Annotated in this window: 26 protein-coding genes and 1 riboswitch; of the genes, 16 read left to right on the top strand and 10 right to left on the bottom strand. The window is 64.9% G+C overall.

Translation table 11 applies throughout. From position 1 onward, the window contains the following. The first annotated feature begins 7 nt into the window (after positions 1-7). Both IB236_RS22305 and IB236_RS22300 read left to right on the top strand, forming a co-directional pair. Positions 8-460, top strand: coding sequence for an RbsD/FucU family protein (locus IB236_RS22305; RefSeq protein WP_056743823.1), 453 nt, complete (start codon positions 8-10; stop codon positions 458-460). A 13-nt stretch (positions 461-473) separates the two neighbouring features. After that, the gene (locus IB236_RS22300) at positions 474-1,715 is read left to right on the top strand and encodes an ROK family transcriptional regulator (protein ID WP_192422258.1); all 1,242 of its coding nucleotides are present in this window, start codon (positions 474-476) and stop codon (positions 1,713-1,715) included. Between the two features lie 190 nt (positions 1,716-1,905). On the opposite strand, the gene IB236_RS22295 is transcribed toward IB236_RS22300, so the two are convergent. The 5 genes from IB236_RS22295 to IB236_RS22275 all read right to left on the bottom strand — a co-directional run bounded on the left by IB236_RS22295 (position 1,906) and on the right by IB236_RS22275 (position 7,299). Continuing rightward, positions 1,906-2,727 (bottom strand): HAD family hydrolase, encoded by an 822-nt coding sequence (locus IB236_RS22295; RefSeq protein WP_192422257.1) that lies wholly within the window; start codon positions 2,725-2,727, stop codon positions 1,906-1,908. An 85-nt stretch (positions 2,728-2,812) separates the two neighbouring features. Further along, complete coding sequence (locus tag IB236_RS22290; protein ID WP_192422256.1) at positions 2,813-4,276, bottom strand: hypothetical protein; 1,464 nt, start codon at positions 4,274-4,276, stop codon at positions 2,813-2,815. Continuing rightward, a complete protein-coding gene (locus IB236_RS22285; protein WP_056743831.1) occupies positions 4,258-4,650 on the bottom strand; it encodes a GtrA family protein in 393 nt (130 codons plus the stop codon). Before IB236_RS22285 ends, IB236_RS22290 begins: the two co-directional genes overlap by 19 nt. Next, entirely contained in the window at positions 4,628-5,593 is a 966-nt protein-coding gene (locus tag IB236_RS22280; RefSeq protein ID WP_192422255.1) for a glycosyltransferase family 2 protein, read from the bottom strand. The genes IB236_RS22285 and IB236_RS22280 overlap by 23 nt, the downstream gene beginning before the upstream one ends. Before the next feature lie 80 nt (positions 5,594-5,673). Next, positions 5,674-7,299: a peptide chain release factor 3 gene (locus IB236_RS22275; protein ID WP_056743833.1), complete on the bottom strand. Its 1,626-nt coding sequence runs from the start codon at positions 7,297-7,299 to the stop codon at positions 5,674-5,676. Between the two features lie 176 nt (positions 7,300-7,475). Further along, positions 7,476-7,555, top strand: a riboswitch (S-adenosyl-L-homocysteine riboswitch). Positions 7,556-7,628: 73 nt separating this feature from the next. On the opposite strand from IB236_RS22275, the gene ahcY reads away from it, so the two are divergent. The 4 genes from ahcY (at position 7,629) to IB236_RS22255 (ending at position 11,610) form a co-directional block, all read left to right on the top strand. Further along, positions 7,629-9,062, top strand: a complete 1,434-nt coding sequence (gene ahcY, locus IB236_RS22270; protein ID WP_056743912.1) for an adenosylhomocysteinase — start codon at positions 7,629-7,631, stop codon at positions 9,060-9,062. Positions 9,063-9,212: 150 nt separating this feature from the next. Beyond that, positions 9,213-10,199, top strand: coding sequence for a TlyA family RNA methyltransferase (locus tag IB236_RS22265; RefSeq protein WP_192422254.1), 987 nt, complete (start codon positions 9,213-9,215; stop codon positions 10,197-10,199). Beyond that, complete coding sequence (metF, locus tag IB236_RS22260; RefSeq protein WP_108497768.1) at positions 10,196-11,047, top strand: methylenetetrahydrofolate reductase [NAD(P)H]; 852 nt, start codon at positions 10,196-10,198, stop codon at positions 11,045-11,047. The genes IB236_RS22265 and metF overlap by 4 nt, the downstream gene beginning before the upstream one ends. 176 nt (positions 11,048-11,223) lie before the next feature. Beyond that, positions 11,224-11,610 (top strand): septal ring lytic transglycosylase RlpA family protein, encoded by a 387-nt coding sequence (locus tag IB236_RS22255; protein ID WP_369817452.1) that lies wholly within the window; start codon positions 11,224-11,226, stop codon positions 11,608-11,610. 34 nt (positions 11,611-11,644) lie between these two features. Here the strand turns inward: IB236_RS22255 and IB236_RS22250 are convergent, their stop codons facing one another. Continuing rightward, positions 11,645-12,532 carry a 23S rRNA (adenine(2030)-N(6))-methyltransferase RlmJ gene (locus IB236_RS22250; RefSeq protein WP_056743839.1) on the bottom strand — a complete coding sequence of 296 codons (888 nt, stop codon included), beginning with the start codon at positions 12,530-12,532 and terminating at the stop codon, positions 11,645-11,647. A gap of 250 nt (positions 12,533-12,782) precedes the next feature. Between IB236_RS22250 and IB236_RS22245 the strand changes: the two genes are divergently transcribed. The 7 genes from IB236_RS22245 (at position 12,783) to mdtD (ending at position 19,150) form a co-directional block, all read left to right on the top strand. Next, a complete protein-coding gene (locus IB236_RS22245; protein ID WP_056743841.1) occupies positions 12,783-14,750 on the top strand; it encodes a serine/threonine-protein kinase in 1,968 nt (655 codons plus the stop codon). Positions 14,751-14,941: 191 nt separating this feature from the next. Beyond that, positions 14,942-15,373 (top strand): 50S ribosomal protein L13, encoded by a 432-nt coding sequence (rplM, locus tag IB236_RS22240; protein WP_015015720.1) that lies wholly within the window; start codon positions 14,942-14,944, stop codon positions 15,371-15,373. A gap of 11 nt (positions 15,374-15,384) precedes the next feature. After that, positions 15,385-15,777, top strand: a complete 393-nt coding sequence (rpsI, locus tag IB236_RS22235) for a 30S ribosomal protein S9 (protein ID WP_005798582.1) — start codon at positions 15,385-15,387, stop codon at positions 15,775-15,777. A 157-nt stretch (positions 15,778-15,934) separates the two neighbouring features. Next, a complete protein-coding gene (locus IB236_RS22230; RefSeq protein ID WP_056743844.1) occupies positions 15,935-16,645 on the top strand; it encodes a DUF6776 family protein in 711 nt (236 codons plus the stop codon). 155 nt (positions 16,646-16,800) lie between these two features. Beyond that, positions 16,801-17,199, top strand: a complete 399-nt coding sequence (locus tag IB236_RS22225) for a polymer-forming cytoskeletal protein (protein WP_056057955.1) — start codon at positions 16,801-16,803, stop codon at positions 17,197-17,199. Positions 17,200-17,259: 60 nt separating this feature from the next. Next, on the top strand, positions 17,260-17,625 hold the full coding sequence (erpA, locus tag IB236_RS22220; protein ID WP_008907234.1) for an iron-sulfur cluster insertion protein ErpA: 366 nt from the start codon (positions 17,260-17,262) through the stop codon (positions 17,623-17,625). A 103-nt stretch (positions 17,626-17,728) separates the two neighbouring features. Next, a complete protein-coding gene (gene mdtD, locus IB236_RS22215) occupies positions 17,729-19,150 on the top strand; it encodes a multidrug transporter subunit MdtD (RefSeq protein ID WP_056743846.1) in 1,422 nt (473 codons plus the stop codon). A 33-nt stretch (positions 19,151-19,183) separates the two neighbouring features. On the opposite strand, the gene IB236_RS22210 is transcribed toward mdtD, so the two are convergent. Together IB236_RS22210 and IB236_RS22205 are read right to left on the bottom strand one after the other, a co-directional pair. After that, positions 19,184-20,293 (bottom strand): anhydro-N-acetylmuramic acid kinase, encoded by a 1,110-nt coding sequence (locus IB236_RS22210; RefSeq protein WP_056743848.1) that lies wholly within the window; start codon positions 20,291-20,293, stop codon positions 19,184-19,186. A 35-nt stretch (positions 20,294-20,328) separates the two neighbouring features. Continuing rightward, entirely contained in the window at positions 20,329-21,699 is a 1,371-nt protein-coding gene (locus IB236_RS22205; RefSeq protein WP_192422253.1) for a M23 family metallopeptidase, read from the bottom strand. A 204-nt stretch (positions 21,700-21,903) separates the two neighbouring features. Between IB236_RS22205 and tyrS the strand changes: the two genes are divergently transcribed. Continuing rightward, the gene (gene tyrS / locus IB236_RS22200) at positions 21,904-23,136 is read left to right on the top strand and encodes a tyrosine--tRNA ligase (protein ID WP_192422252.1); all 1,233 of its coding nucleotides are present in this window, start codon (positions 21,904-21,906) and stop codon (positions 23,134-23,136) included. 91 nt (positions 23,137-23,227) lie between these two features. Here the strand turns inward: tyrS and IB236_RS22195 are convergent, their stop codons facing one another. Next, on the bottom strand, positions 23,228-24,229 hold the full coding sequence (locus tag IB236_RS22195) for a LysR substrate-binding domain-containing protein (protein WP_056743853.1): 1,002 nt from the start codon (positions 24,227-24,229) through the stop codon (positions 23,228-23,230). A gap of 131 nt (positions 24,230-24,360) precedes the next feature. Here IB236_RS22195 and IB236_RS22190 point away from each other — a divergent pair, with 131 nt between their 5' ends. Both IB236_RS22190 and IB236_RS22185 read left to right on the top strand, forming a co-directional pair. Beyond that, positions 24,361-24,900, top strand: coding sequence for a DUF2917 domain-containing protein (locus IB236_RS22190; RefSeq protein WP_056743855.1), 540 nt, complete (start codon positions 24,361-24,363; stop codon positions 24,898-24,900). Positions 24,901-25,005: 105 nt separating this feature from the next. After that, complete coding sequence (locus IB236_RS22185) at positions 25,006-25,383, top strand: DUF2917 domain-containing protein (RefSeq protein WP_056057975.1); 378 nt, start codon at positions 25,006-25,008, stop codon at positions 25,381-25,383. 88 nt (positions 25,384-25,471) lie between these two features. On the opposite strand, the gene IB236_RS22180 is transcribed toward IB236_RS22185, so the two are convergent. Then, complete coding sequence (locus IB236_RS22180; RefSeq protein ID WP_056057976.1) at positions 25,472-26,095, bottom strand: TetR/AcrR family transcriptional regulator; 624 nt, start codon at positions 26,093-26,095, stop codon at positions 25,472-25,474. Between the last annotated feature and the right edge of the window lie 142 nt (positions 26,096-26,237).

The raw sequence follows: 26,237 nt of genomic DNA, 5'->3' as shown, positions 1-26,237 counted from the left end.
CGCCCCCATGCTGAAAAACATTGATCCCCTGCTGACCCCCGACCTGCTCAAGGTGCTGGCCGAGATGGGCCATGACGACGCCATTGTTTTGGCCGATGCCAATTTCACCGCCATGAGCCTGGGCGCGGGCAAGCCCGTGCTGCGCCTGCCCGGCATCGGCATGGCGCGCGCCGTGCAAGCGGTGGCCAGCGTGCTGCCATTGGCGCAAGACGTGCCGCACCCCGTGGCCTACATGCAGGTGGGCGGCACCGAGCCGCCGTACCGCTCGGCCCTGCAGCGCGAAACCATGGACGTGCTGGCACGCGAGGGCGTGGCCAGCGCGCAGGCAGAAGGCGTGGAGCGTTTCGCGTTCTACGAGCGCGTCAAAAAGGCCTATGCCATCGTGGTGACGGGCGAGCTGCAGCCCTGGGGCAACTTCCTGCTGCGCAAGGGCGTCATCGGCGACACTCTGAACGCCTGATCGTTTCATCACCATGCTGGACACCGACGCATCCCTACCCGCCGTTGACAACGCTGCCGCCAGCCCCGCGCTGCTGCGCCAGCGCGGCTCCAACCACGTGGGGCTGCGCCAGTTCAACGAGCGCGTGGTGCTGCAGGCACTGCGCACCCATGGCAGCCTGGCCAAGGCCGAGATGGCGCGGGTCACGGGCCTCACGGCGCAGACCATCGGACTCATCACCGCCCGGCTGGACGAAGACCAGTTGCTGCGCCGCGAAGCGCCCGTGCGCGGCCGCGTGGGCCAGCCCTCGGTGCCGATTGGCCTGAACCCCGACGGCGCCTTTGCCATCGGCATCAAGATCGGCCGCCGCAGTGCCGACTGGCTGCTGGTGGACTTCACCGGCCATGTGCGCGAGCGCATCGTGCTCGACTACGCCTTCCCCGACATCGATGTGCTGTTGCCCGCCATCCGCACGCACCTGAACCAGCTGCTCGACGGCCTGGGCCCGCTGCGCTCGCGCGTGGTGGGCGTGGGCGTGGCAGCGCCGTTCCAGCTCGGCGGCTGGCACCGCATGCTGGGGCTCACCGAGGCCCAGTCCGAAGCCTGGAACAACATCGACCTGGCCGAGAAGGTGCAGCAGATGACCGAGCTGCCCGTGAGTTTTGCCAAGGACACCTCCGCCGCCTGCGTCGCCGAGCTGCTGCAGGGGCGGGGACGCGACATCCCGAGTTTTCTGTACCTGTTCATGGACACCTTTGTGGGTGGCGGGCTGGTCATCAACTCGCACCTGCATCGCGGTCTGCATGGCAACGCAGGTGCGGTGGCTTCGCTGCCGCTGTCACCCGCCCAGCCGGGCCAGGCGCCCGCGCAGCTCATCAGCCAGGCCTCGCTGTGGGAGCTGGAGCAGCGCTTTCGCGAACACGGCCTCGACCCCATGGCCGCCTACGACAAACGTGTGCTGCAGGCCCCGTGGCTGGAACACAGCCGGGGCTGGATTGCGCGCGCTGCGGCCGGTCTGGCGCACTGCATCGTCTCGGCCACGGCGTTTTTGGACCTGGATGCCGTGGTGGTCGATGGCGCCGCAGCCCCCGAGCTGCTGCAGGCCTTGTGCGAGGGCGCTCGCCACGCGCTGGCCGACTACAACTGGGAAGGCCTGCACCAGCCCCCCCGGCTGGAGCTGGGCACCATGGGCTCGGACGCCCGTGCGCTGGGCGGAGCGCTGCTGCCGCTGCATGCGTGTTTTGCGCCGGATACCGATATCTTCCTCAAGGCTTGATGGTCGTGCTATTGAAATAATAGCTATCACGGCATATTCCACTGGCGCAAGCGGGCGTTTTCAGTCAAAACTGCTTCCTGGAGGTCTTGCGTGCACTGTGCCGTCCCGGGAGCGCTGGCCTCGTTGCGTCGATCAGCCAGGGGCTGTGGCGACTGCGTCCTGTTGCCTGCTGCGCTTGCTTCGCTGACAGTCAGCGGTCCGCCAGGATCGCCCGCGCCACTTCGGCAAACCCCGCGCCCCGTTCGCCCTGCGTCACATAGCGTGGCAGGTGCTTGAGCTGCGGCACAAACCGCGCGATGTTGGCCACGCCCACGCTGTGGGTGAAGTGCTGGAACATCGCCTGGTCATTGCCCGAGTCGCCCACAAACACCCAGCGGTCCAGCTCCTGCGCAAGGTCGCGGCCCAGCAGCTCGCGCACAATCCAGTTAGCTCCCTGCCATTTGTTGAAGTCCCCAAAGCAGCCATGGATGTGGATGCTGCTCACCGTGGTCTGCATGCCAGCGCGCTGCAGCACAGCCAGCACCTGCTCCACGGTTTCGGGCGAGTGCCGGGCGAACTCTGCGTAGTCAAAGGCCAGGTCCGTCTCACGCCCGGCGCTGTCGCGGCTGAGGGCGACGCCTGGCACTTCCGCAGCGACCTGGGCGGCGATCTCACGCATGCGCGCCTGGTTGGCACTGCGCGTGGCGGCGTCTTGCTGGTAGCGCTTGACCCGCGTTGGTTGAGCGCCAGAGCTGCGGGTAAATGCCACGGCACCGTTCTCTGCCACCATGGCATCGACAGGCCAGGCCGAACCGGCAGGCCCCGCCATGAAAGGCTCGCACCAGCCAATCGGCCGCCCGGTGATGGGAATGACCACCAGGCCCGCCGCCTTCAGGTCAGCCAGCGCCTGCAGTGCGTCGGGCGTGATGGCGCCCTCGGTGGTCAGGGTGTCGTCGATGTCGGTGAACAGACCTGCGAGATTGGCCGGTGGAATCCAGGCACTCAGTGGCAACAAGGGGGGGCAAGAAGGCATGGTGTGGCGGGTTGGGTGTTGGCGGATGCCATGGCGGCTTGGTGCTTGGGCTCACCCCTCCGGGTGAACGGAAGGAGATCCGTTGTCAGCGAGGGCTTTGGGCCGGTTGTACGCGCGTTGGGTTGTGCCATTTCTCCGCGAGTTTGTCGGTGGACATGGGGACCATGTGGCCGCCACTGAATTCGAAAAACTGCAAGGTATCCAAGGCGATGGAGTCCGGGCTCGGGTTCTTCTCGTCCACGACCCACAGGTCGCCCGGCTGAGGATTTGGCACAAAGAGGTCGGCGGTTTGTCTGGCCCGGGTCAGCACAAACCGCTTGTATCCCTCATCGGTGCCACCGAATTCTGGGGCGACGAAGATGCCCTGCCGTGCTTTGTCCAGCGACAGCGCAAAACGGTACAGCGTGTCCCAATAGGCCAGATTGGGCCCCAGCACCTGTTTCTCCTGCGCATGCACGCCCGCCAGGGCAGCAACGAGCACCCCGCTGACGAGCGTTGCAGCCATGGGGCGCAGCCCCTGGGGCCAGACGGCTGCCAGACAGGCCGAGAACGCAATCCATGGCACAAACAGGTAGCGGTCCGGGCTGTGGATGCCTGGAAAGGCTGTGAGTGGTACCAGCGGCAACAAGACGATGCCAAAGGATACGAGGAGCATGGGCCCGTTCAAGCGCCGTTTCACGGCAGCGATACACAGCAGGCCAAAGAATGCGAGTGCAAGAAGGTTGCCTGGGGGCTTGGAGCCCAGGAGCAGCTTGGGAACCTTGAGCAGCTGGCGCAAGGCCTCGCTGGCCTCAAAAATCTCCTGGCTGTAGCCCCCCATGAGACGCCCCAGCAGCAGATAGCGCCATCCCACATAGGCGAGCGCAATCAGCACGAACGGGATCAGTGCGTGCATCCGTTGCCGCAGCCCGCCCACGGGCAGGAAGGGCAAGAGAATGACCAGGGGTACGTAGACTTCTTTGCACGCGGTCGCTAGCAGGTAGGCAAGGGTGGATAGCCCCAGCCAATATCCGCGCCCGCCCTGCAGATGCCGGGTCCAGCCCAGGATCGACAGCATGGCGAACAGAAAGCCGGTCGCATAGTGCCCATGCATCAGGCCCGCTGCAATGTGGGCTGTGGGCTTGCCAAGCAGCAGTGCGACGGCACCGACCAGCGCAGGCAGGGGCGCCAGCCACTGCCGCAACACGGCGTAGAACAGCACTGAACCCAGCGCCATCACGAACAGCAAATGTGCGTAGTGGCCAGCCGGGGCCATGCCGAACAAGCTCAGATTGATGTCGTAGAACAGCAGGTTCCATGGCGCCACGTTGGCGCTGGAGTGCCCTTGGGCAACGAGGGGCTCGAAGAAATATTGCCAGGGCGCATATTGCGCCGCGTAACTCAGGTGCGCGCCGTCATCCCAGCGCCAAAAACCCTGGAGTGACTGGCCGTGTGCAAGCAGGGTGATCACTGACACAAGCAGCGTCACGCTGAGATACTCGACCCCGGGGTGGCGGTCGATCTTTTCGCGCAGTGCGAGGCGGCCGGTCGTCAGTGCTTGAACGTCCATCGCCAATGCAGGAGGAACGTGAGCGCCGGAAGTGCGACAAAAACCATCCCGAGCCCCACCAGGTAATGCCAGCCCGCCCAGGCAGCCAGCCCGCTGACCAGCACGGTGATGGCCAGCCCGGCCAAGGACACGAGGAGAAAGCGCCCGTATTGCCCTAGCGACGCCGCCGTCTTGAAATTCCATCGGCGGTTGGCCCAATAGGAAAAGATGTTGGCGGCCATGAATGCTATGGCGTTAGCCAGGGAGGGGTGAGCGCCCAGGCGCTCCACAAACAGCACAACGATGGCCGTATGGATCAACGTATTGATGACACCGATGCCAGAGAACTTGGCAATCTTGCTCGATAGGGAATCAGGTGCGATCCGGAAAGTCATAAAGTTCGCGAACAATGTAGATGGGTCGCTGCTTCACTTCCCCATAGATGCGGCCGATGTATTCGCCAAGCACGCCCAGCCCGGCGAGCTGGAGTCCGCCGAGAAAGAGAACGGATGTGATCAGCGAAGCGTAGCCAGGCACGTCGCGCCCGAAGATCAAGGTTTTGAGCAACAGAAAGATGGCATAAACCAGGGCGAAGGCCGCAATGGTGGACCCGATGTAGGTCCAGATGCGAAGCGGGACCGTGGAGAAGGAGGTGATACCTTCCAGCGCAAAATTCCACAAACGCCACCCTGAGAAATTGCTCGCGCCGGCAAACCGGGGCTCGCAGACAAAAGTGACCGTCGTTTGCCGAAAGCCGGCCCACGCGAACAGACCCTTCATGAAGCGGCGGCGTTCCGGCAGTCTTTTCAGGGCTTCGATGACCTTGCGGTCCATGAGTCGGAAATCGCCGACATCGGCGGGAATATCGACTTCGGAAATCTTGTTCTGCAGGCGGTAAAACCATCCGGCGGTTGTGCGCCGCGCCCAGTGTTCCTCCTCGCGGCTTTGCCGTTTCGCCAGGACTACCTCGAAGCCCTCGCGCCAGTGGCGCACCATGTCCGGGATCACTTCGGGCGGGTGCTGGAGGTCAGCATCCATGGGGATGACGACGTCGCCCCTTGCCAGCTCTATGCCGCAGGTGAGGGCCGCCTCCTTGCCGAAGTTTCGTGACAGGTCGGCGATGCGAATGTGAGGATTGCGCTCCCTTGCCAGCAGTAATTGCGGCAGGGTGTCATCGCTGCTACCGTCGTTGATGCATAGGATTTCGTAAGTGTCCGCAACGGACTCCAGAACGGGAACCAGTCGCGCAAAAAATGCAGCGAGATTTCCAGCCTCGTTTTTCATCGGGCAGATGATCGTCAGCGAGGAAGGACGAGGCTTCAGGGGTGGCTGTTCCATGGTCGAAGGCTGGGTGATTCATTTCTGCATGAGGAAAATCCGAGGGGCTGAGTGCACAAGAATGTTGTGCCTTGTGCGGACTATGCTCCCTGCAAAGCCAGCCCCGCATGCTCCCGCAGAGGATGGAAATGGATCTTCGGAAACCGCTCCTGCGCCAGCCGCACGTCGTAGGGCGAGGTGCAAAGGTACGCCAGTGTGTCGGCCGCGTCGTGCGCCAGGCGCAGCGGGTAGGCGTCGGTGAACGCGCGCAGGTCGGCGGCATTGTCGGCCGTGATCCAACGCGCGCCCGTGTACTGGCAGCCCTCCAGCCGCACATCGGCGTCGTACTCGGCCTTCAGGCGGTGCTGCACCACTTCGAACTGCAGCTGGCCCACGGCGCCCAGCAGCATGTTGCCGCCGGCATCGGGCTTGAAGACCTGGATCGCGCCTTCCTCGCCCAGCTGGGCCAGGCCCTGCTGGAGTTGCTTGGTGCGCAGCGGGTTCTTCAGCACGACGGTCATGAACATCTCGGGTGCGAAGAACGGCAGGCCAGTGAACTGCAGGTTGGCGCCGTCGGTGATGGTGTCGCCCAGCTGCACGCCGCCGTGCGTGGTAAAGCCGATGATGTCGCCTGCATAAGCTTCTTCGACGGCCTCGCGGCGCTGGGACATGAAGGTCACGACCGAGGTGGGACGCAGTTCCTTGGCGGTGCGCTGCACCTTGAGCTTCATGCCCGGCGTGTACTTGCCGCTCGCCACGCGCACGAAGGCGATGCGGTCGCGGTGGTTGGCGTCCATGTTGGCTTGCACCTTGAACACCACGCCAGCAAAGCCTTCGTCTTCGGGCTGGATGGTCTTGACCACGGGCTGTTTGTTGACTTCGAGCGTGCTCACGCGCGGGCCGGGTGGCGGTGCCATGTCCACCAGTGCGTCCAGCACCTCCATCACCCCGAAGTTGTTCACGCCGGAGCCAAAGAACACGGGGGTCAGCTTGCCGGCCAGGAAGGCCTCGTGGTCCCATGCGGGGGATGCGCCCACGGCCAGTTCCATGCTCTCCAGCGCGGCGTCAAACTCGGCGCCGAAGCGCGCGCGCAGCGTGGTTTCATCCGACAGAGGTATGGATTCAAAGTCCTGCGGGCGGCGTTCGCTGCCGGACTCGAACACCGTCATGGTCTTGGTGCGCAGGTTGATGATGCCGCCGAAGGCCTTGCCCTGGCCTACGGGCCAGGTCATGGGGCAGCAGGGCATGCCCAGCTCGCGCTCCACTTCGTCCATGATGTCCAGCGGGTCCCGCACTTCGCGGTCCATCTTGTTGACGAAGGTAATGATGGGCGTGTCGCGCTGGCGGCAGACTTCGATCAGGCGGCGGGTTTGTGCTTCCACACCGTTGGCGGCGTCGATCACCATCAGCGCCGAATCGACGGCGGTGAGCACACGGTAGGTATCTTCCGAGAAGTCCTTGTGGCCGGGCGTATCCAGCAGGTTGATGACATGCTCGCGGTAGAGCATCTGCATGACCGACGAGGCCACCGAGATGCCGCGCTGCTTTTCAATTTCCATCCAGTCGGAGGTGGCGTGGCGGCTGGCCTTGCGGCCCTTCACGGCGCCGGCGATCTGGATCGCGCCAGAGAACAGCAGCAGCTTTTCCGTCAGCGTCGTTTTACCGGCGTCGGGGTGGGAAATGATGGCAAAGGTGCGGCGGCGCCGGGTTTCTGGGGCGTAGGACACAAGGGTTCCTGAGTGGGATGGAGCGGGGCAGCGTGCCCTGCACAAGAATCTGGGGGCGGGGCCTGCGGGGAGGCCACGAGGTCTGCGGTCGCGGGATTTTACTGTTCCGTGCAAGGCTGGGGGATGGATTGCCCCGCTGGCGTAGCGCCGGGCGAGCACTTGCTTTTATAATCCGCCGATCCGAGGAGCGTTGCAGCGTCCCCAGCACAGGCGGGGCGTGAGGCTCGGAGTCATCTAGCAACGACGCTCATCCACTTCGCGTGCGGTGAGTCGTATCGACCATCCCCTTCGCGCAGTGGCTTTTCAAACATGCTTTGGAGCACACCATCATGAACGCACGCGTCAACGCCCCGGTCAACACCGACTGCATCATTGCCGACATCGGCCTGGCCGAATGGGGCCGCAAAGAGATCCGCATCGCCGAAACGGAAATGCCCGGCCTCATGGCCATCCGCGAAGAATTCGCCGCCAAGCAGCCGCTCAAGGGCGCGCGCATCACCGGCTCGTTGCACATGACGATCCAGACCGCCGTGCTGATCGAAACCCTGCAGGCGCTGGGTGCACAAGTGCGCTGGGCATCGTGCAACATCTTCTCCACACAAGACCACGCCGCTGCCGCGATTGCTGCCGCTGGCACGCCCGTGTTCGCCATCAAGGGCGAAACCCTGGCGGAATACTGGGACTACACCCACCGCATCTTTGACTTCGGCGCTGCCGGCACCGAGGGCGAAGGCCCCAATCTGATCCTGGACGACGGCGGTGATGCCACGCTGCTGATGCATCTGGGCAAGCGCGCCGAAAAGGACGCATCGCTGATCGCCAACCCCACCAGCGAAGAAGAAACCTGCCTGTTCGCCTCCATCAAGGCCAAGCTGGCGCAAGACCCGACCTGGTACAGCCGCAAGAGCGCCCAGATCATCGGCGTGACCGAAGAAACCACCACGGGCGTGCACCGCCTGAAGGAAATGTCGGCCAAGGGCTCGCTGATGTTCCGCGCCATCAACGTGAACGACTCGGTGACCAAGTCCAAGTTCGACAACCTGTATGGCTGCCGTGAGTCGCTGGTGGACGGCATCAAGCGCGCCACCGACGTGATGATCGCCGGCAAGGTGGCCGTGGTGGCGGGCTACGGCGACGTGGGCAAGGGCTCTGCCCAGGCGCTGCGCGCCCTGAGCGCCCAGGTGTGGGTGACCGAGATCGACCCCATCAACGCCCTGCAGGCCGCAATGGAAGGCTACAAGGTCGTGACCATGGAATACGCTGCCGACAAGGCCGACATCTTCGTGACCACCACCGGCAACAAGGACGTGATCCGCCATGAGCACATGCTGGCCATGAAGGACCAGGCTATCGTCTGCAACATCGGCCACTTTGACAACGAAATCCAGGTCGCCACGCTGGAGCAATACCAGTGGGAAGAAATCAAGCCCCAGGTGGACCACGTGATCTTCCCGGACGGCAAGCGCATCATCCTGCTGGCCAAGGGCCGCCTGGTGAACCTGGGCTGCGGCACGGGCCACCCGAGCTTCGTGATGTCGTCGAGCTTCGCCAACCAGACCATCGCCCAGATCGAGCTGTTCACGCACAGCGACTACTACGAGAACGGCAAGGTCTACGTGTTGCCCAAGCACCTCGATGAGAAGGTGGCACGCTTGCACCTCAAGAAGGTGGGCGCCATGCTGACCGAGCTGAGCGATGAGCAGGCCGCCTACATTGGCGTGCCCAAGCAAGGCCCCTACAAGCCTGACACCTACCGCTACTGATCCCTGTGCAGCGCGCCCCGGCGACGGGGCGCGCGCACGGTGGTCTGGCGCCGTTGCTCGGAGCAATGTCTGATTGCTCTTTAATTGATAGCTGCTGGCGCATGATTCACTAGCGCTACCAGCCGATTTGACTCTAAAAGGATGGGCGCGATGCGCGCAGATGTATTTTTGGTGGAGCGTGGCCACGCTGCCACGCGCTCGCAGGCGCAGCGCCTGATTGCCTCGGGCGCGCAGTGGCGCCTGTCGCCGCTGGCGCCCTGGCAGAAGGTGGTGAAGAACGGCGACGACATTCCGTCAGTGGCCGAGGTGCAGCTGCTGGACGATGCAGAAGCCAAGTACATCTCGCGCGGCGGGCTCAAGCTGGAAGGCGCGCTCAAGGCGCTGGGCCTGTCGGTGGCTGGCCTGCGGTGCCTGGATGTCGGGCAGAGCACAGGCGGCTTTACCGACTGCCTGCTTCAGCAGGGCGCCGCCCAGGTGATTGGGGTGGACGTGGGCCACGCCCAGTTGCACGACCGGCTGCGCAGCGATCTGCGTGTGGTGTGTGTGGAGGGCGTCAATGCCCGCTCGCTCACGCCCGATGCGTTGGTGCAGGCTTGTGAGATGGCCTTGTCCGAAGTCATCGTGCCCGAAGAAGACAACGAGACCCAACCCGAGGCCCCCTACAGCTGGATGCGCAATGGCGGCTTGGTGGACGAGGCGTACGACGACAGCGACGACGCCAAGGACCAGGACATCGAGGCCTTCAAGTCCGAGCGCGCGCAGCGCGCCCAGGGAACGCTGCCGGTGGAGCGCCGCCGCCGGCCCGAGTGCGCCGATGTGGACATCACGTCCAGTTTTACGCTGGTGACCGGCGACCTGTCTTTCATCTCGCTCACCCTGGTGTTGCCTGCGTTGGTGCCGTTGCTGGCGCCCCAGAGCGACCTGGTCATGCTGGTCAAGCCGCAGTTCGAGCTGCAACCCGGGCAGGTGGGCAAGGGCGGTATCGTGCGCGACGAGTCCTTGTATGCGGTGGTGGAGCAGCGCATCCGCGATTGCTGCGCCGCGTTGGGCCTGGAGGTGTTGGCGTGGATTGATAGTCCCATCCAGGGCGGCGATGGCAACCGAGAATTTTTTGTACACGCAAGGAGAGCCGCATGAATGCAGCCCACGCGCAAGGCACCGGGTTCCCGGTGAGTTTCGAGTTTTTTCCGCCCAAGACGCCTGAAGGTGCCGACAAGCTGCGCGTGGCACGCCAGCAGCTGTATGCCCTGCACCCCGACTTCTGCTCGGTGACCTATGGCGCAGGGGGCTCCACGCAAGAAGGCACCTTCGGCACGGTGCGTGAGATCCTGTCCGAAGGCGTGGGTGCCGCCTCGCACTTTTCGTGCATCGGGGCCACGCGCCAGTCGGTGCGCGAGCAGCTGGCCACACTCAAGGCCATGGGCGTCAAGCGCCTGGTGGCGCTGCGCGGCGACCTGCCCAGCGGCTATGGCGCGGGTGGCGAGTTCCAGTACGCCAGCGATCTGGTGGCCTTCATCCGCGCCGAAACGGGCCGCGACTTCCACCTTGAAGTGGCAGCCTACCCCGAGGTGCATCCCCAGGCCAGGTCGCCCGAGGCAGACCTGCAGGCCTATGTGACCAAGGTGCGTGCGGGCGCGGACTCCGCGATCACCCAGTACTTCTACAACAGCGACGCGTATTTCCGCTTCGTCGAAGACGCTCACCAGCTGGGTGCCGACGTACCGGTGGTTCCGGGCATCATGCCGATTTCCAGCTCCACGCAGCTGATGCGGTTTTCGGATGCCTGCGGTGCCGAGATTCCGCGCTGGATCCGCCTGCGGCTGCAGGCGTTTGGGGACGACACCGCCAGCATCAAGGCGTTTGGCCTGGATGTGGTGACCGACCTGTGCGACCAGCTGCGCAGTGCCGGTGTGCCCGCGCTGCACTTTTACACCATGAACCAAAGCGCCGCGACGCTGGAGATCTGTCGCCGGCTGGGGATCTGATGGCGGGGGGCACACAGCCTCCCGGGGCCCATCGCGGCGCTGCCCTGCGGGTGCTGCTGCGGCGAGCGGTGGGTCTGTGGCTGCTGTGCAGCGCCTGCGCCGCTGTTCAGGCCCAGGGGTTGCAAGCTGAGCCGGATGCGCTGGCCCCTAATCTCTTGTCCGTGCCGGGTGAGGCCATGCTGATCGATCCCCCGGCCAAACCGGAGCCGAACACTCCTGCCGGGTCGCCGCTCAGCCTGGAGGCGGATGAAGTGGGCCTTGCCTCATGGTACGGGGCGCAGTTCCACCGGCGGCGTACTGCCAGCGGGGAGCTGTTTGACATGCGAGCGCTCACGGCCGCGCACCCCACGCTGCCCTTTGGCTCACGCGTGTGCGTACGCAGCCAGGCCACAGGGCGCACGGTGATCGTGCGCATCAACGACCGTGGTCCACACACCCGCAACCGGGTGATTGATTTGAGCCGGGGCGCCGCCGAGGCGCTGGGTATGGTGGGCCTGGGGCTGAAGCCAGTGGAGCTGTTTGCCCTGCAGGACGACGACAAGGACTGCCCGGCGGCGCCCTGACGCCAGGCTTTTGGACAGGTTCTTAGGAGGCCGGTCAGCCGCCCGATTCGAGCGTGTGGGTGGCGTGTTTGTCCTGCGCCAGCAGCTCGGCCATCTGGGGCAAGGCGTCTTTGAGCGCGGCCTTCAATGTGTAGGGCGGGTTGATCAGGAACATGCCGCTGGCGGGCAGGCCTGGGCGCTTGGTGTCGCCCGTGACCGTTTCCGTGACCTTGCTCGATTTGACGGTGAGCGTGGCGTGCAGCCAGCTTTTGCCCGCCTTGGTGGCCAGCGTTTTCAGGCGGCGGGGCAGGTCGTGGGCTTCGGGGCGCGGAATGATGGGGTACCAGAACGCATAGGTGCCCGTGGCAAAACGCTTGAGCGAGTCGGCCGCCATGTCGAGCACCTTGGCGTAGTCGCTCTTGATTTCATAGCTGGGATCGCACAGCACCAGGGCGCGCCGGGCCGGTGGGGGTAGGAACTTTTTGATGCCCTCAAAGCCGTCCTCGTGCAGCACGGCCACCTGACGGCCTGCCTCCAGCTGGGCCACGTTGCCGGCCAGCGCGCGCAGGTCGGTGGGGTGCAGCTCAAACAGCTTGAGCTTGTCGTGGTCGCGCAGCAGGCGCTGGGTGATGAAGGGCGATCCGGGGTACACGCGCAGCGCCTTGCCCTGGTTGAAGGCGCCCACCATGTCCACATAGGCCTGCAGGGCGGGGGTGAGGGCGGGGGTGGTTGGCGCAAACAGCCGGGCCACGCCATCGGCGGCTTCGCCACTGGTGCTGGCATAGTCCCCGTCCAGCCGGTACAGGCCCGCGCCCGCATGGGTGTCCAGCACGGTCAGCGCCGCGTCTTTTTCGGTGAGATGTTGCAAGGCGGCAATCAGGACGGTGTGCTTGAGCACATCGGCATGGTTGCCTGCGTGGAAGGCGTGGCGATAACTGAACATGGCCCAATGGTAACGAGTGTGTTGTGCCAAGGGGGCTCCCATGTCCGGGCGCGGCACAATCGGGGGGCCGTGTGGTGGCGGGGGACGTGATGTTTTTGGCAGACAGGCCGCACTTTGTTAGCCATTTGTTGCCAAATCCGGCGCGGCCATGCTTCATGATCGCGCCTGCGGCGGGGTCAGCGTTTCGCCGTCGCCGTAGTTGCCTCATTGATTTGCATTTGAAATTGCCAGCCCGCCCCGTCCTCTGACCATGACCGCAAGCTCCAGCACAGCCCCCGCCAGTGGTGTCAGCCATATCGATGCGCTGCCCCCTGGCACCCGCCTGGCGGAGTTCGAGATCCTGGGGTTGCTGGGGGTGGGCGGGTTTGGCATGGTCTACAAGGCGTTTGACCATTCCCTGCACCGGGCGGTGGCCATCAAGGAGTACATGCCCTCGGCGCTGGCCGGACGCTCGCAAGGGCAGTCGCTCTGGGTGCGGTCCTCGTCCGACCAGCAGACCTTCCAGGCCGGGCTGGTCTCTTTTGTGGGCGAGGCCCGTCTGCTGGCGCAGTTTGACCACCCCTCTCTGGTCAAGGTGTTCCGCTTCTGGGAGGCCAACAACACAGCCTACATGGTCATGCCACTGTACTCGGGCATGACGTTCAAGCAAGCCCGTGCACAGATGCGCACCCCCCCACCCGAGGCCTGGCTGCGCAAGCTGCTGTGGTCGGTGCTGGATGCGCTGCGCGTGCTGCACGATGGCAACACGCTGCACCGCGACATTTCGCCCGATAACATTTTCCTGCAGGACAACGGTCCGCCGGTGCTGCTGGACCTGGGCGCCGCCCGGCACGCCATCAACGACCAGGACCGCAAGCACACGGCCGTGCTGAAGGTGAACTACGCCCCCATCGAGCAGTATTCCGACGGCGACGAGGAACTGCGCCAAGGCCCGTGGAGCGACTTGTACTCGCTGGCGGCGGTCATGCACGGGTGTCTGGCCAATGACACGCCTCTGCCCGCCACGCTGCGCTCCATCCGTGACCGCATGGTGTCGTTCTCCCGTATCGCCAAAACCGTCAAGCGGCAGTTTGGGGTGGAGTATTCAGCGCCTTTTGTCGCGGCGATTGCCCAATCGCTGGCCCTTCGGCCCGAGGACCGCCCACAGAGCATTGATGCCTTTCTCCAGACCATGGAGATGACCTCGGCGCCGGACGATGTGCAGCACTTCGACTTCCGGGCGGAGTTGGGCGACATCTGGGTGGAGCCCGCCGACCAGCCTGGCCCGGGTCTGGCCGCACCTACCGTGGACGTGACCTCCGCCCCCAAGATCGTGGCCGAGATGCAGGCACAGGCCCAGCGTGAGGACTTGGTGGCGGCGGCTCCCGCATCTGATGCCAGCCGCCCTGGCGATGATTTTGGTGGGGACACGGTCATGCTGGCTGGTCCTGACACCGTGGCGGCCGATGCTGGCGACACGGTGTTCATCGATGCCGGCGATACCGTGGTGGCCGACGACGATTCGCGCTTTGAGGACCTGCCACACCACCGTTCACCGGGCGCGGGCGGGTCGCGTGCAGCCGATCGGCGTTCTGCGCCTTTGGAGCGGGATGTAGTGCGCAGCAATGGCAAGCCGACCCCATCCCCACGGCGTTCCCCTTTGGTGGCGGGCATCGTGGTGGCGGCGTTGGTGGCTGTGGTGGCTGGCGCCGGTTGGCGCTGGAGCCAGGGCAGCAAGCCGCCCCGGGACGAGATCATTACGGAGATGGCCGAGCGGCCTGCCGCAGCGGCTGCTTCAGACGCAGCCCTGGTGGAGGTCAGCGCTCCGGCTGCTGCCGGGGGCGACGCGCAAGGTCTGAGCTCGGATGGCGCAGTGGCGTCAGCCAGCGCCGCCTCTGCGGCCGCACCTGCTCCTGCCTTTGTGGTTGCGTCTGCACCCAAACCGAGCCCCCGGGTGGCCAAGCGTGCAGGCGCAGAGCCCGCACCCACACCCATCGTGGTGCATGAAGAGCCTGTGCCGGCGCCGCCTCCGGTGGTGGCCGAGCCCAAGCCCCGCCCCGCGCCGCCGCCCCGTCTGCCCTCGCCGCAAGAGGTGTGCGCCGACGCCAACTTCCTGGCCCGCCCGATGTGTATTCACCAAGAATGCCAGAAACCGTCCCAGGCCAATCAAACTGTCTGCGTGGAAAACCGTCGCCGTTACGAGGCCGACGAGCAGCGCCGCCGCCAGACGCCGAACTGACCGGAGCAGGTGCCCCGAGGGCCGTGGCTGGGGTGCTCTTGCGCTAACGCATGGCTCTTTCGTATAATGGAAGGCTTCGCAGCGCTTTTGTGGTCCCGCGGCGAAGACTTTTTGCCACCTAAGAGGCTTCCTTCAGAGAAGCACCGACCGTGGAAAAGGACCCGCCAAACCCTCTTTTGAAGAGAAAACTCATGACAACTACTTTCAGCGCAAAGCCCGCTGAGGTCGTGCACGAGTGGTTTGTGATTGACGCGACCAACAAGGTCCTCGGACGAGTAGCCAGCGAAGTTGCTCTCCGTTTGCGCGGCAAACACAAGGCCATTTACACGCCTCACGTCGATACCGGTGACTTCATCGTCGTTATCAACGCAGCCCAACTCAAGGTCACCGGCACCAAGTCCCTGGACAAGGTGTACTACCGTCACTCGGGTTATCCCGGCGGTATCACGGCCACGAACTTCCGCGACATGCAAGCCAAGCACCCCGGCCGCGCGCTGGAAAAGGCTGTCAAGGGCATGCTGCCCAAGGGCCCCCTTGGCTACGCGATGATCAAGAAACTCAAGGTGTACGGTGGTGCTGAGCATCCCCACACCGCCCAGCAGCCCAAAGTGCTGGAAATCTAAGGAGCCTTGAGATGATTGGTGAATGGAACAATGGCACCGGCCGTCGCAAGTCCAGCGTCGCCCGCGTGTTTCTGAAAAAAGGCTCCGGCAAGATCACGGTGAACGGCAAGGACATCCAGTCCTACTTCGGCCGCGAAACCTCGATCATGATTGCCAAGCAACCCCTGGCGTTGACCAACCATGTCGAAACCTTCGACATCCAGATCAACGTGCACGGTGGTGGTGAATCCGGCCAGGCTGGCGCTGCCCGCCACGGTATCACCCGCGCCCTGATCGATTACGACGCATCCCTCAAGCCCGTCCTGAGCCAAGCTGGCTTCGTGACCCGCGATGCCCGTGAAGTCGAGCGTAAGAAGGTCGGTCTGCACTCCGCACGCCGCGCCAAGCAGTTCTCCAAGCGTTAAGCTGTGGCCCTGCCGGATGTTGCCTTGTGCAGCATCCACTGCAAGGCACTCCTCGCGGGTGCTTTACAGAGAAAAACCGCCTTCGGGCGGTTTTTTCGTTTATGGTGCGCTCTTTTCGTTTTTTGGGAAGGCCTTCCATGGTCCGCCTGTTGAGCCTATGCGCTTTCGCCTGCTTCGCCGTCGGTTGACCATCAGTGCCCCCCGGGTGGCCATCCGCAGCGCCTTGCCCTGGCCCTTTCGATGGCTGGCCCTGGCCGTGGTGATGGGTTTCTGCGCTGCCGTGGCGTTGTGGGCCTTTGAATTCGGCAAATCCATTGCCGGGATCGATACCGTTTCGCGTGACGAAGTGATCCAGATGAAGACGGAGATCAGCCGCCTGCGCGAAGAGGGCCAGGAGCGCCAGACGGTGGCATTGACCGCCGAGAGCCTGCTGGCCACCGAACGCGCTGCCAAGGAGAGCCTGATGGCCCAGGTGCGCCAGCTTGAAGCCGACAATCGCACGCTGCGCGAGGATCTGGGCTTCTTTGAAAAGCTGATCCCTGCGGCCAAGACCGATGGGCTGGCCATTCGCGCGCTGCAGGCTGAGGTGCTGGGCGGGATGCAGCTGCGTTGGCAGGTGCTGGTGATCCAGGCCGCCCGCAATGCGCCGGAGTTCAACGGGCGGCTGGAGTTTGTGCTGGCGGGCACTCTGGATGGCAAACCGTGGGCACAGACCCAGCCACCCCAAGGCCAGTCGCTGCAGGTCAAACAATACCGCCGCATCGAGGGCGTGCTCGATCTGCCGCCGCAGGCCGTGGTAAAAACCGTGACCGCGCGCGTGCTGGAGGGCGCCACCGTACGCACCAGCCAGACCATGGCCATCGAATAGTGCAGGGTGGACGGTGGATGCGCTGATCAGGTTTTAGCGCTCTCGCCCCGGCAATCCAGCCCCAGCTGCCACCCACAACCTGCCGCCTTGCTGGCACGAATTCCATCCCCAAGCGGGCCTTTGTAACCGCCTGGCACTTCAGGAGTCTTCCGACCATGTTCTCGCGTAAAAAGCAGCCACCCATCAAAAGCCTGGTGGCGCAGGGCACCAAGATCGAAGGCAATGTGCATTTTGCCGAGGGCATGCGCATTGACGGTGAAGTGGTCGGCGATATCCGGGCGGCGGCGGACCAGCCCAGCATCCTCGTGATTTCCGAGACGGCGCGGGTCGAGGGGGCGGTGCATGCCGACCATGTGATCATCAACGGCCAGGTGCTGGGCCCTGTGCATGCGGGAGAGCTGCTGGAGCTGCAGCCCAAGGCGCAGATCACGGGCAATGTGCATTACAAGGCCCTGGAGATGCACCAGGGCGCCGTGATCGCGGGGCAATTGATTCCAATGGCCGTGCTGGTGGAGGAAAAGCCCCCACTGAAGTTAGCGTCAAACAGCCAGTGACCTGAATTCCCGAGAGGTTTGCAGTAGTATTCCCCGCAAACCCTGAACCCGGAGTACCCCATGAGCGCAGTTGCCGAAAACATCCAGACCGAAATGCCCGCCCCCATCCTGTTCACCGACAGCGCGGCGGCCAAGGTGGCGGACCTGATTGCCGAAGAAGGCAACCCCGACCTGAAGTTGCGGGTGTTTGTGCAAGGCGGCGGCTGCTCCGGCTTCCAATACGGCTTCACGTTCGATGAAATTACCAACGAAGACGACACCACCATGACCAAGAACGGTGTGTCGCTGCTCATCGACGCCATGAGCTACCAGTATCTGGTGGGTGCCGAGATCGACTACAAGGAAGACCTGCAAGGTGCGCAGTTCGTGATCAAGAATCCGAACGCCACCACCACCTGCGGCTGCGGCTCCAGCTTCTCGGCCTGAGGGGCACCGTGACAGGCGCAGCCCTGCACCCCTGACTGAATCAACCGCCTTCGGGCGGTTTTTTCATGGGGTGCGTTCGTTTCGTTTGAAAACCCTGCAAACCATGCACCAGGAACCCTCCCAGAAAGTACTGCTGTGGCTGGTGGCCGTCGGCTTCTTCATGCAGACGCTGGACGCCACCATCGTCAACACCGCGCTGCCCGCCATGGCGCAGAGCCTGGGCGAGAGCCCGCTGCGCATGCAGTCGGTGGTTGTTGCGTATTCGCTGGCCATGGCGATGCTGATTCCGGCATCGGGCTGGGTGGCCGACCGGTTTGGTGCGCGCCGGGTGTACTTTCTGGCCATCGTCTTTTTTGTGGCGGGCTCGGTGTTCTGTGCGCTGTCGCACAGCCTGACCCAACTGGTGGCCGCCCGGGTGCTCCAGGGGCTGGGCGGCGCGCTGCTGCTGCCCGTGGGGCGGCTGGTGGTGTTGCGCACCTTTCCGCGCGAGAAGTTCTTGCAGGCCATGAGTTTTGTGGCCATTCCCGGGCTGATCGGCCCGCTGATCGGTCCCACGCTGGGTGGCTGGCTGGTTGAGGTGGCCTCCTGGCACTGGATCTTCCTGATCAACGTGCCGGTGGGCCTGCTGGGCTGTGCCGCCACCATGCGCTACATGCCCGGGGTACCCGCGCCGACGGTGGCGCGGTTTGATCTGGCGGGCTACCTGATGCTCGCCTTTGGCATGGTGGCGCTGTCGCTGGCGCTGGATGGCCTGGCCAGCCTGGGGCTGCGGCAGGCGAGCGTGCTGGTGCTCATGATCTTCGGTCTGGCGAGCCTGGTGGCCTACTGGCTGCACGCGGCGCGGCGGCCCGACCCCTTGTTTTCGCCCCGGCTGTTTTCGGTGGACACCTTGCGCATCGGGCTGCTGGGCAACCTGTTTGCGCGGCTGGGCAGCTCGTGCATGCCGTTCCTCATTCCGTTGCTGCTGCAGGTCACCATGGGCTATTCGCCGCTGCAGGCGGGCATGATGATGCTGCCCGTGGCGGTGGCGGGCATGTCCATGAAGCGGTTCACCACCACGCTGATCACCCGCTTCGGCTACCGCCAGGTGCTGGTGGGCAACACGCTGCTGGTGGGGGTGACCATGGCCAGCTTCGGGCTGGCGGCACCCTCGCAACCGCTGTGGGTGCATGTGGTGCAGCTGGCGGTGTTTGGTGCGGTGAACTCGCTGCAGTTCACGGCCATGAATACCGTGACCCTCAAGGACCTGGGGCACGACATGGCCAGCAGCGGCAACAGCCTGCTGTCCATGGTGCAAATGGTGGCCATGGGGATGGGGGTGGCTGCGGCGGGGGCGGTGCTGGCGGCGTTCACCGATTTCTTCCAGCCCACCGGCGCGGCACAGACCCTGCAAGCCTTTCAGGCCACGTTTGCCTGCATGGGACTGATCACGGTGGCTTCAGCCGGTATCTTCTGGCAACTGTCGCCGCAAGACCGTTCCGGCACCCAGGCAGGCGCCTCGGTTGATGCCGGGGACCACGGCTGATCGCCCTGTCCAGGGCTGTGTAGACCGGACGGTTCAGGCGGGGTACACCGCGCCCAGCACACGGCTACCGGCCGCACCGGTCACGCTGGGCAGGTTGCCTGGCGCCCCCTGCAGCGCCTGGCGTGCCAGCCAGGCAAACGCGGCGGCCTCCACCTGCAGGGCGGGCAGGCCCAGCGCATCGGTGGCCACCACCTGCAAGGACGGGCAGGCAGCCTGCAGCCGCTGCATGAGCTGGCCATTGAGCGCACCACCGCCGCATACGGCCAGGTTTTTGCTATTGTTTAGATAGCTTTTGGCGCATATGGCACTAGCGCTTGCGGTGAATTCGGTCAATGTGGCCTGTACGTCGGCCGCTGCGGCCTGCGCAAAGGGCTGCAGGTGCGTTGCCAGCCAGGCGGGGTTGAACAGGTCGCGGCCCGTGCTTTTTGGGGGGGCCTTGTGCAGATACGGCTCCTGCAGCAACGCAGCCAGCAGGTCCGGCAGCACCTGGCCCGTGGCGGCCCAGGCACCATCCTTGTCAAACGGCTGGCCGGTGTGCTGCTGGCACCAGTGGTCCATGAGGGCGTTGCCCGGGCCGCAGTCGAAGCCCAGCACGCTGCCATCTGCCCCCAGCACGCTGAGGTTGGAGATGCCGCCAATGTTCAGCACCAGCACCGTCTCGTCCGGCCGGCCGAACACGCCCTGGTGGAAGGCGGGCACCAGCGGCGCACCTTGGCCGCCCGCGGCCACGTCGCGGCTGCGCAGGTCGGCCACCACGGTGATGCCCGTCAGCTCGGCCAGCAGGGCGGGGTTGCCCAGTTGTAGTGTGTAGCCTGTGCCGTCAAATTCCTGGGGGCGGTGCCGCACCGTCTGCCCGTGGGCACCTATTGCACGGATGGCGCTCGCCGGGTGACCGCTGCGCTGCAGCAGGGTGTGCACCACCCCGGCATAGGCCCGGGATAGCGCGTTGCCTGCGAGGGCCGCACGGTGCAGTTCGTTGTCGCCGGGGGTATTTAGAGCCAGCAGCTCGGTGCGCAGTGCGGGGGCAAAGGCGGCGCTGGCGTGGTGTGTGACCTGCAGGCGCGGGCCCGAGAAATCAGCCAGCACCCCGTCGATCCCGTCGAGCGAGGTGCCCGACATCAGGCCGATGTACAGATCGGACATGGCCTGACGGGTGGTGTCTGGAGGTGCGGGGGCGATCAGTCTGCGCTGGCCTGCTCGATGAGCGCAGCGGCGTTCAGCTGGACACGCATGTTGGCCGCGAGGCGGTCAAACGCGGGGCGTGCGGCTGCAGACACCGGTGCTGCGGCTTCGCTCTGGGCGACGATGGTCATCGGGTCCTGGTGCACGCCGTTGACGCGGAACTCGAAGTGCAGGTGCGGGCCGGTGGCCCAGCCCGTGGCGCCCACGGCGCCCAGCGTCTGGCCTTGTTCGACCGACTGGCCCTGGCGCACGTCAATGCGGCTCAGGTGGGCATACACCGTGACGTGCTGGTTGCGGTGCTTGACGAACACCACGTTGCCGTAGCCATTCTGCACACCCGCAAACTCCACCACGCCATCGCCCACGGTGCGCACGGCGGTGCCAGTGGGCGCCGCAAAGTCGGTGCCCAGGTGGGCGCGCCAGGTTTGCAGGATGGGGTGCAGGCGCATCTTGAAGCCGCTGGTCACGCGCGAGAACTCGACGGGCGAGGTCAGGTAGGCGCGGCGCATGCTTTCGCCGTCCAGCGTGTAGTACGCGCCCTTGGTGGCGTTGGGTTCCTGGAACCAGACGGCCTGGTGGGTCTTGCCGTTGTTGACGAACTCGGCGCTCAGCACGCGGCCGCTGGACAGGGGCTCGCCATCGGCTTCCAGGGTTTCGTACACCACCGAGAAGCGGTCGCCCTTGCGCAGCGAGCGGCGGAAGTCGATATTGCCCGAGAACAGTTCGGCCACTTGCACGGCCACGGCGTCGGGGATGTTCGACGCGTCGGTGGCGGCAAACAGCGAGCTATTGATGATGCCGCCCGCCAGACGGCTGTTGGTCGTCATCTTGGCGGTTTCGATGCGGGTCGCAAACTTGTTGTCGCCCGTGCGCTCGACGATCAGGCGGCGGAAGTTGCCGCTGTCGTCCGGCACCCAGCGCACCGTCAGGCGGATCAGGCGGTGGTCGTCGGTGGTTTCTGCCGACACGATGCGGCCGGTGCGGCCCAGCACGTTCTGGCGCACCGGCGTGTCGCTGCGCATGAAGGCGGCGGCGGCCGGGTCGGCCACGCCCATGCGCTGCAGCAGCGACTCGGGGGTGTCGCTGCTGCGCACCTGTTCGGAGCGGAACAGCGAAAAACTGGGCGCATCCAGCTGTCCCAGCACCATGTTCTCGGCGAGCGATTCGACCGGGTAGTTCACCATGCGCACCGGCAGCTCGGCCGGGTCGGGTGCGAAGGAGGCCACGGCAAATGCGCCGCCGCCGCCCGTCAGCAGGATGGCTGCAACGGCGGCGGTGATGCGTTTGGGATGTTGTTGGATCGTGCGGGACAGCCGGTCAAGCAAAGCGATGGTGGCGGTGCGGACCGTAGTGAGGCCGTGAATCAAAGGTCTATCCCCAGGGTGATTGCGGATCCGTGGCACACCCCCGGTGTGAATGCGGGGCGGGGCCAGGAGCACAGACTGTCAGGCTGCAGCCATTCGACAGGTTGATGAAAAACAGGTCGAAACGGCGGGCCCACTAGAATCCGCCTCTGCAATGTGGGCTGAAGTATAGCGGTGCATGCTGTCTAGACATCCCAAAAAACCCTTATGAATCAATCTGCTGTTACAACAACCCCGGTCTCTGATGGTGTAAGACAAGCCCTCGAAATCTCGCTGCGCGGCGTGCAAGAGCTGCTGCCACAGGACGAATGGGTCAAGAAGCTGGCGCGTTCGGAGGCCACGGGCCAGCCGCTGCGCATCAAGCTGGGTCTGGACCCCACTGCCCCCGACATCCACGTCGGCCACACGGTGGTGCTGAACAAGATGCGGCAACTGCAAGATCTGGGCCACCAGGTCATCTTCTTGATCGGCGACTTCACCAGCCTGATCGGCGACCCCTCGGGCCGCAACAGCACCCGCCCGCCGCTCACGCCCGAGCAGATCAAGGTGAATGCCGAGACCTACTACAAGCAGGCCAGCCTGGTGCTGGACCCGGCCCGCACCGAGATCCGCTACAACAGCGAATGGAGCGAACCCTTGGGCGCTACCGGGATGATCCAGCTGGCCGCCAAGTACACCGTGGCGCGCATGATGGAGCGCGACGACTTCCACAAACGCTTCACCACCGGCCAGTCCATTTCGGTGCATGAGTTCCTGTACCCGCTGATGCAGGGCTACGACTCGGTAGCCTTGAAGAGCGACCTGGAGCTGGGTGGCACCGATCAGAAGTTCAACCTGCTCATGGGCCGTCATCTGCAGCAGGAATATGGCCAGGAGCCGCAGTGTGTGCTCACCATGCCGCTGCTGGTGGGGCTGGACGGCGTGGACAAGATGTCCAAGTCCAAGAACAACTACATCGGCATTGCCGAGGACGCCAACACCATGTTTGCCAAGGTGCTGTCGATCAGCGACACCCTGATGTGGGACTGGTACACGCTGCTGTCGTTCAAGAGCCTGGCCGACATCGCCGCGCTCAAGGCGGAGATCGCTGGCGGGCGCAACCCCAAGGACGCCAAGGTGATGCTGGCCAAGGAGATCACCACGCGCTTTCACAGCGCGGCTGCGGCCGATGCCGCGGAGCAGGACTTCATCAACCGCAGCAAGGGCGGCGTGCCGGACGAGATCCCCGAGGTGAGCGTGTCTGGCGCGCCGCTGGGCATCGGTGCGCTGCTCAAGCAGGCCAACCTGGCCCCCTCGACCAGCGAGGCCAACCGCCTGATCGACGGCGGCGGCGTGCGCGTGGAAGGCAGCGTGGTCAGTGACAAGGGCCTGAAGCTGGACGCCGGCACCTACGTGGTGCAGGTGGGCAAGCGCAAGTTTGCACGGGTGACTCTGGCCTGATTTGGGGTCAAAACAGCCGCAAGCGCTAGAAGAATAAGCGCTGATAGCTATCAAAATGAAAGCGCTGAGGCCGCAGGGCCCAGCGCTTTTTTCATGACCCGTCCAGGTTGTCGTTCAGGTCCGGGTCGGGCACATCGCCAATCGCCTGGCGGGTGGCCTCGGCCTGCACCTGCAACCAGGCGCAGAAGGCCTTGATCTCCGGCCGTTGCGCGCTGCGCGGCCCCACCATGAGCCAGTAGGCCAGGGGCGAGTCGATGCGGTGGCCGGGCAGCACCTCCACCAGGTCGCCCGCGGCCAGGGCATCGGCAATCAGTGGCATGCGCGCCAGTGCCAGGCCCTGGCCGGCCAGCGCGGCCTGCACGATCTGGTGGGCGTAGTTGAAGTACAGCCAGCGCTGGGGCTGGAGCTTGGTCAGGTCGCGGGTGTCGAACCAGCGGCGCCAACTCAGGTATTCCAGGTAGTGCGTGCGGTGGGCGTCGCCCGCCTCGATCAGGGTGAACTGCGCCACATCGGCGGGGGTGCGCAGCGGTTTGCCGCTCTTGAGCAGCCAGGGGCTTGCCACCACGGCCAGTTGCTCGCCAAACAGGCGGATGCCGCCCTGGGTGGCACCGGCCGGCATGGCATAGCGCAGGGCCAGGTCCACGTCCGAGGTTTCCAGGTCCACCTGCACGTCGCTCGCATCAATGCGGATGTCGATGCCCGGATTGTCGCGCTGAAACTCCTCCATGCGTGGGATCAGCCACATCGATGCAAAGCTGGCCCAGGTGGTGATGGCCACGCTGCGGCGCCCAGCCGTCTGGCGCACCAGGCGCACGGCGGCGTCCATGCGCTCCAGCGCCGGGCCCACGGCGCGCTGCAACTGTGCGCCCGCGCTGGTCAGCTCTACAGCACGGGTGTGACGCAGGAACAGGGGCACGCCCACTTCTTCTTCCAGCGCCTGGATCTGGCGGCTCACGGCCGACTGGGTGAGGGCCAGCTCGTCGGCGGCCGCGCGAAAGTTCAGGTGTTTGGCCACAGTCAGGAAGGCGCGCCAGTGCCCTGTGGCCACGGGCCGGGTGCGCAAGACGGCGGGAGAGTATTCGGCAGAGGCCATGGCAGTGATCCTGAGTGCGATTCATGCGTTGACGGAATGAATAGCGTACCTTGTTTTCATTGGACTGTGTACGGTGTAAAGCGCACTATCCAGGCTCCTCAACACGTTTTACTGAAGCCAAGGAGCCTGTCATGTCCCCCCGCAACGTTCTGGAATCGCAACAATCCGTCCACGCCGCCACGGCTGGCCGTCGCGCGGCCGGTTGCTGGAAACTGGCCACAGGCCAGGCCTTGTCATTGCACCCCGACACCCATGGCGTGCTGCAGATCGCCCAGGGGCAGGCGTGGGTCACCTTGCGTGGCGTTCTGGCGGACATGCCGGGCGCCGCTGTGGACCACGTGCTGCAGCCCGGCCAACAGCTGACGGTTGCGCCGGGGCAGCATGTGGTGATGGAAGCCTGGACCGGTTCCGGCTGCGCGGAGCCGGTGGCTTTCCGCTGGGACGTCGTGGCAGCCCCCGCTCTGGCGCAGCCCGCCAGCACGGCTGCCAGAGATTGGGAATGTGGCGTCGTGCAGCCGCTGCGCGATCTGGGCCAGGCGCTAGGGCAGGGCGGACGTGCGCTGGGCACGGCGCTGGCCGGTGTGGCGGGCGCTGGGGGCCGGTTTGCCGCTGGCCTGGCCCGGTTTGCTCTGCTTCGGATAGCAGCACCGCTACAGCGCAGAACCGTTTGAGCAGCTCATGCAGGAAAAGCATCAATCGGTGCCGTGCTTTTCATTGGACGTTGTTCTGCAACCGGCGCACCATACGGTCATATTAGGGTTAACCCGGAGAAAGCCATGACAACCTCTCACGCTTTGCATCTGTTTGCATCTTCCCGCGCCACGGGCGCTGCCGCCGGTGAGGCGGGGCAAGTGGCCGCAGGCGCCGCCGTCACCCTGGCCCCCAAGGCCGCGATGACCCTGCGCATTGCCGAAGGCCAGGCCTGGGTCACGCTGGGCCAGGGCCTGGGCAATGGCAGCGACGTGTTTCTGTGCGCCGGTCAGTCGCTGCCTGTGGCGGCAGGCCAGGCGGTGGTGGTCGAACCCCTGAACGGTCGCCGCCTGCAATACCGCTGGGTGCGTGGCGATGCCGCCGATGCGCGCCCTGCCACGTGGTGGCGCCGTGCGTCGGTGGGCAATGGGGCTCCCGCCTGGGGCGACGCCTGCTGCGCCTGACGTGATCCCAGGGGTGTCTTGCCCCGGGTGATGTGACTTGTTAATAAGAACGGCCAGTGCTTGTGACGCAAGCGCTGGCTGTTCTTTTTTACTTCGAGGGGCTGGTGGATGTGTTGTCCAGCCAGTCCGTCAGCTGCGTCTGCAGCGTCACCATCAGCTCATTCGACAACGCGGGTTGCGCCGCTGCCGTGGCGCGGGCCAGCACCATCCCCCCCACCATGGTGGCCAGCACATGGATCGCGCGGGCGCGGTCTTGTGGCGATGGGGTGGCGCCGCCGCCGGCATCGGCAGCGCTGTCAGCCAGCAGCTGGGCAAACCGCTGGATGTTGCGCTCGATGCCCTGGGCAAACACTTCGGACAACCCGCCGCCCGCCCGCGCGGCGTCCACCGCCAATGCGGCCACGGGGCAGCCTGAGCCCGGCGCGTCGCGGTGTTCAGGTGAGAGGTAGCGCTGGATGCGGTCGCCCACCGTGGCGTGGGGCCGCTCGCCGTCCAGCACGGGGATGGACCAGTCGAACGCCTTGGTGCACGCCTCCTGCACCAGCACATCCTTGGACGCGAAATGCCGGTACAGCCCGCCATGCGTAAGCCCGGCATCGCGCGTGATGTCGGCCACCCCTACGCCGGTCAGCCCCCGCTCGCGGTACAGGCGGGCCGCCGCGTCCAGGATGCCCTGCCGGTTTTCTGCGGCCTGTGCTTTGGAAACCTTCATGGAAGCCTCTTATTGATTGCGGTCGTACGCAAAAATGGGTTTGCAGTTTATGATGACGATTGCAATCATAAAGGTGCAGAACCTCTGTGCCCCAACTGTCTGACGAGGTGAATCCATGAAAAAAGTGAGTGGTATGTGCAGC

Origin of the sequence: Acidovorax sp. ACV02 (assembly GCF_014851475.1) — a bacterium.
Classification (GTDB): domain Bacteria; phylum Pseudomonadota; class Gammaproteobacteria; order Burkholderiales; family Burkholderiaceae_C; genus Acidovorax; species Acidovorax delafieldii.
The sequence above is the reverse complement of the archived record's forward strand: the minus strand, read 5'-3'. Positions and strand labels throughout refer to the sequence as shown.

What these genes read in the sequence shown, in the direction of transcription:
- IB236_RS22285 (WP_056743831.1), bottom strand. Translation starts at nt 4,650, where the DNA reads ATGACTTTCCGGATCGCACCTGATTCCCTATCGAGCAAGATTGCCAAG.
- IB236_RS22230 (WP_056743844.1), top strand. Translation starts at nt 15,935, where the DNA reads ATGCGCTTTCGCCTGCTTCGCCGTCGGTTGACCATCAGTGCCCCCCGG.
- IB236_RS22295 (WP_192422257.1), bottom strand. Translation starts at nt 2,727, where the DNA reads ATGCCTTCTTGCCCCCCCTTGTTGCCACTGAGTGCCTGGATTCCACCG.
- IB236_RS22305 (WP_056743823.1), top strand. Translation starts at nt 8, where the DNA reads ATGCTGAAAAACATTGATCCCCTGCTGACCCCCGACCTGCTCAAGGTG.
- rpsI (WP_005798582.1), top strand. Translation starts at nt 15,385, where the DNA reads ATGATTGGTGAATGGAACAATGGCACCGGCCGTCGCAAGTCCAGCGTC.
- rplM (WP_015015720.1), top strand. Translation starts at nt 14,942, where the DNA reads ATGACAACTACTTTCAGCGCAAAGCCCGCTGAGGTCGTGCACGAGTGG.
- IB236_RS22280 (WP_192422255.1), bottom strand. Translation starts at nt 5,593, where the DNA reads ATGGAACAGCCACCCCTGAAGCCTCGTCCTTCCTCGCTGACGATCATC.
- ahcY (WP_056743912.1), top strand. Translation starts at nt 7,629, where the DNA reads ATGAACGCACGCGTCAACGCCCCGGTCAACACCGACTGCATCATTGCC.
- metF (WP_108497768.1), top strand. Translation starts at nt 10,196, where the DNA reads ATGAATGCAGCCCACGCGCAAGGCACCGGGTTCCCGGTGAGTTTCGAG.
- IB236_RS22225 (WP_056057955.1), top strand. Translation starts at nt 16,801, where the DNA reads ATGTTCTCGCGTAAAAAGCAGCCACCCATCAAAAGCCTGGTGGCGCAG.
- IB236_RS22180 (WP_056057976.1), bottom strand. Translation starts at nt 26,095, where the DNA reads ATGAAGGTTTCCAAAGCACAGGCCGCAGAAAACCGGCAGGGCATCCTG.
- erpA (WP_008907234.1), top strand. Translation starts at nt 17,260, where the DNA reads ATGAGCGCAGTTGCCGAAAACATCCAGACCGAAATGCCCGCCCCCATC.
- IB236_RS22245 (WP_056743841.1), top strand. Translation starts at nt 12,783, where the DNA reads ATGACCGCAAGCTCCAGCACAGCCCCCGCCAGTGGTGTCAGCCATATC.
- IB236_RS22255 (WP_369817452.1), top strand. Translation starts at nt 11,224, where the DNA reads ATGCTGATCGATCCCCCGGCCAAACCGGAGCCGAACACTCCTGCCGGG.
- IB236_RS22300 (WP_192422258.1), top strand. Translation starts at nt 474, where the DNA reads ATGCTGGACACCGACGCATCCCTACCCGCCGTTGACAACGCTGCCGCC.
- IB236_RS22265 (WP_192422254.1), top strand. Translation starts at nt 9,213, where the DNA reads ATGCGCGCAGATGTATTTTTGGTGGAGCGTGGCCACGCTGCCACGCGC.
- IB236_RS22210 (WP_056743848.1), bottom strand. Translation starts at nt 20,293, where the DNA reads ATGTCCGATCTGTACATCGGCCTGATGTCGGGCACCTCGCTCGACGGG.
- mdtD (WP_056743846.1), top strand. Translation starts at nt 17,729, where the DNA reads ATGCACCAGGAACCCTCCCAGAAAGTACTGCTGTGGCTGGTGGCCGTC.
- IB236_RS22195 (WP_056743853.1), bottom strand. Translation starts at nt 24,229, where the DNA reads ATGGCCTCTGCCGAATACTCTCCCGCCGTCTTGCGCACCCGGCCCGTG.
- IB236_RS22250 (WP_056743839.1), bottom strand. Translation starts at nt 12,532, where the DNA reads ATGTTCAGTTATCGCCACGCCTTCCACGCAGGCAACCATGCCGATGTG.
- IB236_RS22185 (WP_056057975.1), top strand. Translation starts at nt 25,006, where the DNA reads ATGACAACCTCTCACGCTTTGCATCTGTTTGCATCTTCCCGCGCCACG.
- tyrS (WP_192422252.1), top strand. Translation starts at nt 21,904, where the DNA reads ATGAATCAATCTGCTGTTACAACAACCCCGGTCTCTGATGGTGTAAGA.
- IB236_RS22190 (WP_056743855.1), top strand. Translation starts at nt 24,361, where the DNA reads ATGTCCCCCCGCAACGTTCTGGAATCGCAACAATCCGTCCACGCCGCC.
- IB236_RS22290 (WP_192422256.1), bottom strand. Translation starts at nt 4,276, where the DNA reads ATGGACGTTCAAGCACTGACGACCGGCCGCCTCGCACTGCGCGAAAAG.